Raw genomic sequence first — 8,704 nt, 5'->3', positions numbered from 1 at the left:
TCCCCCGGTACAGGGCAGGTTACCCACGTGTTACTCACCCGTCCGCCACTAAAATTACAAAATTCCATCCGAAAACTTCCTTCTGTAATTTCCGTTCGACTTGCATGTGTTAGGCACGCCGCCAGCGTTCATCCTGAGCCAGGATCGAACTCTCTCGTTAAAAGTTTGATCCGGTTTAGACTTAAGCTTGGCTTATTCTTAACCGTTATTACTGTTTAAGGTTTTGTTCTTGAAAATCTCTCGAACTTAAGGCCTCTACCTTATCGGCCTTTGTTCTTGGAATTTTCAGGGTTTTATATACTGTTCAGTTTTCAATGTTCTCGTCGTTCTCGTCAGGCGAGCGACTTAATTATCATATCAAATCTTAATTGCCTTGTCAAGAACTTCTTTATTCTGTTATTTGTTTTCGTTCCGTCCCCGCTGATATGAGAATCGCTTCTGGTCCGGATCGGCGCTGCGTTTCATTCGCAACGGAGCCTATCTTATCACCCTGAAATAGATTCGTCAAGCGAATTTTATATTTTTTTAAAACAATTTCTGTTTGATGGATCAAAAGCAGGAAAACCCTGTATTCCCGCCATTTTCGTAAAAAGAGGAGCGCCGCGGCGCCCCTCCGAAAATGATTTTACAGTCTTATTTTTTGATATTGTGTTAATATCATATACAATTTATTAAATACTACCGGTTTGTGTTTGGAATTCACATTCATCGTTCACCGTTCTGCATTCACTGTTCTGCATTAACCGTTCCGGCTTACGCATTCCGCGCCCCGTGTTCAACATTCAGGCATTCTCCGCCGTCTGTGCAAACTGAGAATTATACAAATTGGTATAGAAGCCATTTTTCGCCATCAGCTCTCTATGATTTCCCTGCTCAATGATCTTTCCGTCCCGCATGACAAGAATCTGGTCTGCATTGCGGATCGTCGAAAGACGGTGTGCGACAATAAAACTCGTCCGCCCCTTCATCAGCTTTGCGAACGCCTCCTGAATCAGAATTTCCGTTCTCGTATCGATGCTCGATGTCGCCTCATCCAGAATCAGCATCGGCGGAAGGCACAGCATAACTCTTGTGATGCAGAGAAGCTGCTTCTGTCCCTGACTCAAACTGTCATCGGTGACCGGTGTGTCCAGGCCCCTGGGCATGCGCCGGATAAATCCCCAGCTTCTTGCCTCTTTTGCCGCGCGGATAATCTCTTCATCCGTCGCATCCGGCCTTCCGAATGCGATATTTTCCCGAACAGTTCCCGCTTTCATCCAGGTATCCTGAAGCACCATACCATAAGTGCGTCGAAGGGAATGTCTGGAAACCTCCCGAATATCCTGCCCGTCAATCCGGATACTGCCGGAATCCGTATCATAAAACCGCATCAGGAGATTGATCAGAGTTGTCTTGCCGCATCCCGTTGGTCCGACAATTGCCGTTGTTGTGCCCGGTTCCGCGCAAAAACTGAAATCCTGAATCAGTGGTTTCTTCTTATTATATGAGAAATCAATATGATCCAGTGCAACCTCTCCCCGACTTTCCTGCAGTTCATCTGTTGAGTCCGCGCTTTCCGGCCGGGCTTCGATCAGTTCAAATACCCGCGCTGCACAGGCAAGTGCATTCTGAAGCTCCGTCACGACCGAGCTGATGTCGTTGAACGGCTTCATATACTGGTTGGCATAGACCAGAAGCACTGAGAGTCCTCCTACGGTCAGAGAGCCGTTCAGAATCCGATGTGCTCCCACCAGCGCAACCACCGCATAGATCACATTGTTCACGGCTCTCGTGGACGGATTGGTCAGAGAGCTGAAAAATATTGCACTCCGGGAATATTTCTCCAGTTCGAGGTTAATCTCCCGGAACCGTTCGGATGCTGCCTTCTCGTGACCGAAAGCTTTCACAATCTTTTCGTTTCCGATCATCTCGTTGATCAGCGCTGTCTGCCGCCCGCGGGTTGTGGTCTGTTTCCGGAACATCTGAAAAGATCTGCCGGCAATGAATTTGGCCACAAGGAAGCTGACTGGAGTGAGCACCAGCACGATCAGGGTAATCTCAATATTTTTGGAAAACATGAAGATCAGCGTCACGCCGATGGTAATCAGACCGGAAAACAGCTGTGTGAAACCGAGAAGAAGTCCGTCGCTGAGCTGATCGACATCCGCGATCACCCGCTGAACTACATCGCCGGTGGAATGACTGTCCAGATAGGAAAGAGGAAGCTTCTGAATCTTCCGGATCGCATCCGACCGGATATCCCGTACCGTACGGTAGGTTAGACAGTTGTTGATCCGGTTCATGGCCCATGCCGCAATGGAAGAGACTGCGACAACCATTCCGATGTTCCGGAGGTACGATCCCATTTCCGCAAAATGAACGTTTCCCGGTGCGATGATCCGGTCAATTGCTTCTCCGAAAAGAATTGGCACGTAGAGCTGGGTGACCACGGAAATTCCGGCCAGAAGAATGCTGAACGCCAGAAGGATTTTATAGTTTCCGATCACCCGCATAACCTTCTTCAGTGTCTGTGAAGAAGATGAATCCCGAAAGCTTTTGTCATTTCGATTCTCTGCCATCAGACCATCGCCTCCTTCCCTGTTTCATCGCCTTCCCCCGGCTGAACCCCACGTCCCGCTTCGAATTCCGTCACCGGTGTTTCAAACCGCCGCGCCGTTTTTCCCGGATCCTCATCGGCTTTTCGTTCTATGTTTCTTTCCGCGTTTCTTTCCGTTTCTTCCTCCGGCCGTTCATCCGAAAACTGGGAGTAATAAATCTCCCGATAGACCTCGCAGTCTCTCATCAGTTCTTCGTGAGTGCCGTTTCCGACAAGCTTTCCGTCATCCAGAACGAGAATTCGGTCTGCCTCCCGCACACTGGATGTTCTCTGCGAGACGATGAAGACGGACATATTGCCCGGAAGACTCCGGATCGCCCGTCGAAGGGCGAGATCCGTCGAATAATCCAGCGCACTCGCCGAGTCATCCATGATCAGAATCTCCGGTTTCTTGACCAGCGCCCGGGCAATCGTCAGTCTCTGCCGCTGTCCGCCGGAGAGGTTCCGCCCGTTCTGCTCGATCTTCGCGTCCAGCATTCCGTCTTTTCCCTCCACAACTTCCCTCGCCTGTGCGAGGTCAATTGCCTCCCAAAGCTCCCTGTCCGAAGCATCCGGATTTCCCCAGCGAAGATTCTCCCGTATCGTCCCCTCAAAGAGAACCGCTTTCTGTGGAATCACTCCGATCTTCCGGATCAGCTCACCCTCCGCGTAATCGCGGGCATCCTTTCCTCCGATCCACACCTCTCCGGAGTCCGGATCATAAAAACGAGGGATCAGATTCACGACCGTGCTCTTTCCGCTTCCGGTTCCGCCGATCACGCCGATGGTCTCGCCGGACTTCGTCTCAAACGAGATCCCGGTAACCGCATCCGCCCCGGATCCTGCATAGGAAAATGTCACATTCCGGAAACAAACGGAGGAATCCGTATCGCTGCCGTCTGCGATGGCCTTTTCCTCTGTGCTTCCGCTCGTGCAGTCTGCCGCGGCCCTTTCCTCTGTGCTTCCGCACGTTCCATCTGTGCCTGTCTTTTCTTCTCCGCTTCCATTCCTGCCGTATCCACCCGCTTTCTGCGGCATTTTCCGGTACGTCATGGTGTTCTTCACGTCAAACATCGCGCTGATGCGCTCGGCACAGGCAATGGACTTGTTGATGGTAATAATGAGTGACGCAAGCTTGATCAGTTCCACGATAATCTGCGCCATGTAATTATAGAGAGCAACCACATCTCCCTGTCGGATCGCGCCGAGTTCCACACGGATCGCTCCCTGCTGAATCAGAAGGATCGTTGCGGCATTGATCAGGAGATAAGTTCCCGGATTCATCAGAGCGGACAGTTTTCCGACTGCCTCATTCATGCGGGTCAGCGTGTCGTTCCTCTCCTCAAACTCGCGAATCGAATCCTCTTCTTTGCAGAATGCACGGATTACACGCACCCCCGTCAGATTCTCGCGGGTTGTTCCCAGAAGACGATCGAGTGCTGCCTGTGCACGGGCAAACATCGGAATTGACCGGAACATAATCCCGAAAACCACAATCGAGAGCACCGGAATCGCACCGAGGAAAATGAGCGCGCACCGCACATCAATCGCAAAGGCCATGATCATCGCGCCAAATACGATAAAGGGACTTCTCAGAAGAAGCCGAAGCGACATGTTGATTCCGGTCTGAACCTGATTGACATCGCTGGTCATACGGGTAATCAGCGTATCGGTACCCAAACGGTCAATTTCGGTATAGGAGAGACTCTGGATGTGATCAAAGAGATCCTGCCGGAGTCCGGTCGCCGCGCCGACACTGGCCTTCGCCGCGAACCACTGGGCAGTAAACGAAAACCCCATCCCGAGTGCAGTCAGCGCAATCAGCATCGCAAATGACTGCCAGACGTAACCCATATCGCCGCGGGCAATACCGTTGTTGATGATCCTTGCCACCACAATCGGTACAAACAGGTCCATCAATGCCTCCAGCAGTTTAAAAAACGGGGCGAGAACCGCCTCCGTCCGGTATGCCCGGATATAATACATGATCTTTTTCATGGTTAATCCTCCTGCAATTTTACATTGCCGAAATCATCATATCATATTAAAATCCATATAAGGCATATATCTTTTGTTAGTATCCATATCGAATGTATATAGATTATTGTTTTAGGGGTTCCCATCATTTCCCGGTGGAATCCCGGCAGGATTTCCGGCAGATTTCCATTCCATTCTCATACCTTAAGGAGATACCATGAACATTGATCAGCTCCATTACTTTGCCGTCATCGTCGAGACCGGAACCATTTCCGGCGCGGCGCGCCGACTTCATATGTCCCAGCCGCCTCTCTCCCTGCAGATCCGAAATCTGGAGACAGAGTACGGCGTCCGGCTTTTTGAACGGGGATCCAGACAGATTCGTCTGACTGAAGCCGGCCGTCACCTGTACTCCTATGCCCGGAAAATCCTTGAACTCCGGGATCTCGCAGAGCATGATCTTGCTCGCGTCCGGGAGGGCAAACAGGGAACCGTCCGCATCGGTGTCATCTCCTCCGGCTCCTGCCGCGCATTCTTTAACGGAATTGCGGCCTTTCAGAGCATTTCACCGGATGTCCGCTTTTCGATTTATGACGGGAACACGTATGAGATTCTGGAAGAACTTGAGCGTGAAAAGATTGAGCTGGCCGTCATCCGAACCCCGTTCCCGGATCGCGGTCTCGACAAGATCCCGCTGCAGGAGGATCACATGGTGATCGCGGGAAAGGAAGAATTTCTGAGGGGACTTCCGGGCGGACCGCTTCATCTCTCCGATCTGGAAGGCACTCCGCTTGTCTGCTACCGCCGCTGGGAGAAGATTATCCGGGAAAAACTTCGGAATTCCTCTTTTTCCCTTGATTTTTACTGTGTCAATGACGACGCGCGAACAAGTCTTCAGTGGGCAAGGGCAGGATTCGGCGCGGCGCTTCTTCCCGCATCCGCCCTCAATGCCGCACCCGATCTTCCTTTCCGCGCACTGGCGGATGAAGATCTTGCCAGTACCCTTTACCTGGTCCGTCCGGCCGGGCGGATTCTTTCTGACGGCGCAGAAGCCCTGTTCCGGACTTTTCGCGTCCCAAGGAAATCATCATAAAAGAGCGGACAGATTCGTTCAGCAGACTGCGGCGCGGAAGCCCTGTCCCTGACTTTTCACAGTCAAAAAATAAGTATAAACAGCTATAAGCATAAACGATGGATGAAAGACATTCCGAAGACTTCAACGCCCCATCCCCTCATTCCTGAGGAGATGGGGCGTCATGTTCTCAAAGCATCTCTGCCAGTTCCAAAATCAGTTTTTCGCTCTTTTCCCAGCCAAGACACGGATCGGTGATGGATTTTCCGTAACAGCCCTCGCCGATTGTCTGTGCGCCGTCTTCGATGTAACTCTCGATCATCAGGCCTTTCACGATGCTGCGAACATCCGGATTCACATGCATGCTGTGAAGCACATCCTTCGCGATGCGGATCTGTTCCAGATATTTCTTGCCGGAATTGTTGTGGTTGGTATCCACGATGACCGCCGGATTTGGAAGATCATTTTCCTGATACATTTTCAGAACTTCCATAATATCTTCATAGTGATAGTTCGGTGTATTCATGCCGTATTTGTCGACGCTTCCGCGCAGAATCACATGTGCCAGAGGATTCCCCTTGGTCTGGACCTCCCATCCGCGATACAGAAACCGCTGCGGGCACTGCGCCGCATAGATCGAGTTCATCATGACCGTCATGTCTCCGCCGGTCGGATTCTTCATGCCGACCGGGATGCCAACACCGCTGGCAGTGATGCGGTGAATCTGATCTTCCACCGATCTTGCACCGATCGCCACGTAAGAGAGCAGATCCGAGAGATAGCGGTGATTTTCCGGATACAGCATTTCTTCCGCACAGGTAAAGCCGGTCTCCCGCACAATACGCTGATGAAGCTCACGGATCGCGATGATTCCCTCCAGAAGATCTTCCTCACCTTCCGGATCGGGCTGATGAAGCATGCCCTTGTAGCCGGTTCCCCTGGTTCGCGGCTTGTTCGTGTAGCATCGCGGAATGATGAAAATCTTGTCCTTCACTTTTTCCTGAATCCTGATCAGCCGGTTCATGTAATCCAGAACCGAATCCTCGCGATCAGCCGAACACGGTCCGATGATCAGAAGAAACTTATCATTTTTTCCGGTAAAGATATCGGTTATCTCCTGATCTCTCGCTTCCTTGATCTTCGCCATCTCCTCCGTCACCGGATAACGCTCCTTCAGGAGCTTCGGAATCGGAAGTTTTCTGATGAACTGCATATCCATATCCATAATGATGTTCCTCCCTTTGCCATCCACTGAATCTGACCGGCACGGCAACGCAGGTGTTCTGCATTTCGTCTGCAATCGCGGCACCGTTCTGCTGTTCGTATGCCGCAAAAAACGCCGGTATTCTCCGGAAAGGGAATCTCCATATCGGATTCCTTTTTTCTTTTTCCGAAGATACCGACGATTATACTTCTTTTGCACTTTAAAGTAAAGAGGCTTTAAAGCGTTTTTTTCTCAGAGCAGTGTCCGATTTGATTCATAACCATCCGGAAGCGCTGAACCGTTTTTTCTCTTCACGATGATGGCTCATCGTTCCCATCGATCAACCCGCTATTAAATCCACTCCGTTGTGATCTCCCCCGCAAGAAAGACGCGGAACAGTATCCACGCGATCACTGTCGTCACCAGATCTGTCACCAGCTGCGCGGAAATGACGCCCGTATATCCAAACATGGCAGACATAACCGCCATCACCGCGGCATACACCACTCCCTGACGGCAGATCGAAAGAAGAAGAGACGGAAGGCCTTTTCCTGTCGACTGGAACGCGCAGATCATGACCAGTCCGATCCCCATCAGCACCATACTCGGCATCTGAAGCCGAAGCATTACCGATCCCTGCGCGATCAGCGCCTCATCTTTGATGAATACGCCGACCATAACCGGTGCAATCAGCGCAAGAACTGCCGCGATTGCCGCTCCGCACCCGCAGACCATCTGAAGCGCAAACTTCATCACGCTGCGGAATCGGGGCATATTGCCTGCGCCGTAAGTGTAGCCCATCAGCGGCTGACCGCCAAATCCCAGACCGACGATCACAAGTGCGGCAATATTGACCACTTTCAGAACGATTCCCATGACCGCGATAGACTCATTGCCGTACGGCAGAAGATTTCGGTTGGTAATGATCATGCCGATGGTCTGCATAAAGTTTGTGACGGAAGCCGGCAGTCCGATTGAAAAAATGGCTACCAGCTCCGGACGGAAGATCCTGAGTTTCCGGACATCGAGGGACATCAGCGGACATTTTTTCCATATATACCAGATGGAAAACACATCCGAACAGATGTATCCGATCACAGTCGCGATGGCCGCACCGGCGGCTCCCATGCCGAGTCCGAAGATGAATACCGGATCCAGAACCATGTTCACGACAGCGCCGATAAATGATGAGATCATGGATGCATTCGGTGAACCAACCGACCGCAGAAGATTCGTCGGGACCAGAGAAAAAATAATAAACGCCGCTCCCATCACGATCCAGGTGTAATATCCGGAGGCATAACTTACCGAAGCGCCGTCCGCGCCGAGAAATGCAAGGATCGGGGTCCGGAATGCCATCATCACAAAAGACACGGCCACACCGAACGCCGCTGCGCCGTACAGGCAGAAAATGCTGAGACGTCGCGCATCTTCATGACTTCCGCAGCCGAGAAGTCTTGAGATCACGCTGCTTCCTCCAAGGCCGAAGATATCACCGAACGCCAGCATCAGCATAAAGAGCGGCGCGCAGACCGACACACCGGCAATCAGATCAGTGTTTCCGGTCAATGCGATAAAGTAGGTGTCCACCATATTGTAGATCAGCTGCACGACCATGCTCAGAACAACCGGGATGGCCATTTTCAGATACGCCCTGTGAATCGGCGCCCGTTCAAAAAGTTCGTTTTCCATTCTATCCCTCCGTATCCTCAACGTTCGCCAGCGGACTTTGGTTCCCCGTCCCCTCATTTCTGAGGGGAAGTCGCGGACTTTGCGTGCCGCCGCTGGTCACCGTTAGGTGACAGCTTCCTTGGCGAAGCTCTTAGCGACACATATTTCACTTAGCGGCTTTGCCGCTTAGTGAAATAGCGTGCTG

At 51.6% G+C, this 8,704-nt stretch carries 5 protein-coding genes and 1 rRNA gene; 1 reads left to right on the top strand and 5 read right to left on the bottom strand.

Translation table 11 applies throughout. The features are described from left to right. The 3 genes from BMW41_RS13520 to BMW41_RS13510 all read right to left on the bottom strand — a co-directional run. Positions 1-160 (bottom strand): 16S ribosomal RNA (locus BMW41_RS13520); the annotation flags it as partial. A gap of 622 nt (positions 161-782) precedes the next feature. Further along, positions 783-2,558 carry an ABC transporter ATP-binding protein gene (locus BMW41_RS13515; RefSeq protein ID WP_074650706.1) on the bottom strand — a complete coding sequence of 592 codons (1,776 nt, stop codon included), beginning with the start codon at positions 2,556-2,558 and terminating at the stop codon, positions 783-785. Beyond that, a complete protein-coding gene (locus BMW41_RS13510) occupies positions 2,558-4,573 on the bottom strand; it encodes an ABC transporter ATP-binding protein (RefSeq protein WP_074650704.1) in 2,016 nt (671 codons plus the stop codon). Before BMW41_RS13510 ends, BMW41_RS13515 begins: the two co-directional genes overlap by 1 nt. Positions 4,574-4,769: 196 nt before the next feature. Here BMW41_RS13510 and BMW41_RS13505 point away from each other — a divergent pair, with 196 nt between their 5' ends. Continuing rightward, the gene (locus tag BMW41_RS13505) at positions 4,770-5,645 is read left to right on the top strand and encodes a LysR family transcriptional regulator (protein ID WP_074650703.1); all 876 of its coding nucleotides are present in this window, start codon (positions 4,770-4,772) and stop codon (positions 5,643-5,645) included. Positions 5,646-5,814: 169 nt separating this feature from the next. Here BMW41_RS13505 and BMW41_RS13500 read toward each other — a convergent pair whose 3' ends face one another. Together BMW41_RS13500 and BMW41_RS13495 are read right to left on the bottom strand one after the other, a co-directional pair. Then, positions 5,815-6,849 carry a 3-deoxy-7-phosphoheptulonate synthase gene (locus tag BMW41_RS13500; RefSeq protein WP_074650702.1) on the bottom strand — a complete coding sequence of 345 codons (1,035 nt, stop codon included), beginning with the start codon at positions 6,847-6,849 and terminating at the stop codon, positions 5,815-5,817. Positions 6,850-7,179: 330 nt separating this feature from the next. Further along, complete coding sequence (locus tag BMW41_RS13495) at positions 7,180-8,520, bottom strand: MATE family efflux transporter (protein WP_074650701.1); 1,341 nt, start codon at positions 8,518-8,520, stop codon at positions 7,180-7,182. Positions 8,521-8,704: the final 184 nt, after the last annotated feature.

The sequence above is a fragment of the [Clostridium] aminophilum genome, from assembly GCF_900101295.1.
Lineage (GTDB): Bacteria > Bacillota > Clostridia > Lachnospirales > Lachnospiraceae > Clostridium_R > Clostridium_R aminophilum_A.
This window is presented reverse-complemented; position numbering and strand designations above follow the sequence as displayed.

Bases quoted from the DNA above. Each gene is read 5' to 3' on its own strand.
- BMW41_RS13515 (WP_074650706.1), bottom strand. From the start codon at position 2,558: ATGGCAGAGAATCGAAATGACAAAAGCTTTCGGGATTCATCTTCTTCA.
- BMW41_RS13500 (WP_074650702.1), bottom strand. From the start codon at position 6,849: ATGGATATGGATATGCAGTTCATCAGAAAACTTCCGATTCCGAAGCTC.
- BMW41_RS13495 (WP_074650701.1), bottom strand. From the start codon at position 8,520: ATGGAAAACGAACTTTTTGAACGGGCGCCGATTCACAGGGCGTATCTG.
- BMW41_RS13510 (WP_074650704.1), bottom strand. From the start codon at position 4,573: ATGAAAAAGATCATGTATTATATCCGGGCATACCGGACGGAGGCGGTT.
- BMW41_RS13505 (WP_074650703.1), top strand. From the start codon at position 4,770: ATGAACATTGATCAGCTCCATTACTTTGCCGTCATCGTCGAGACCGGA.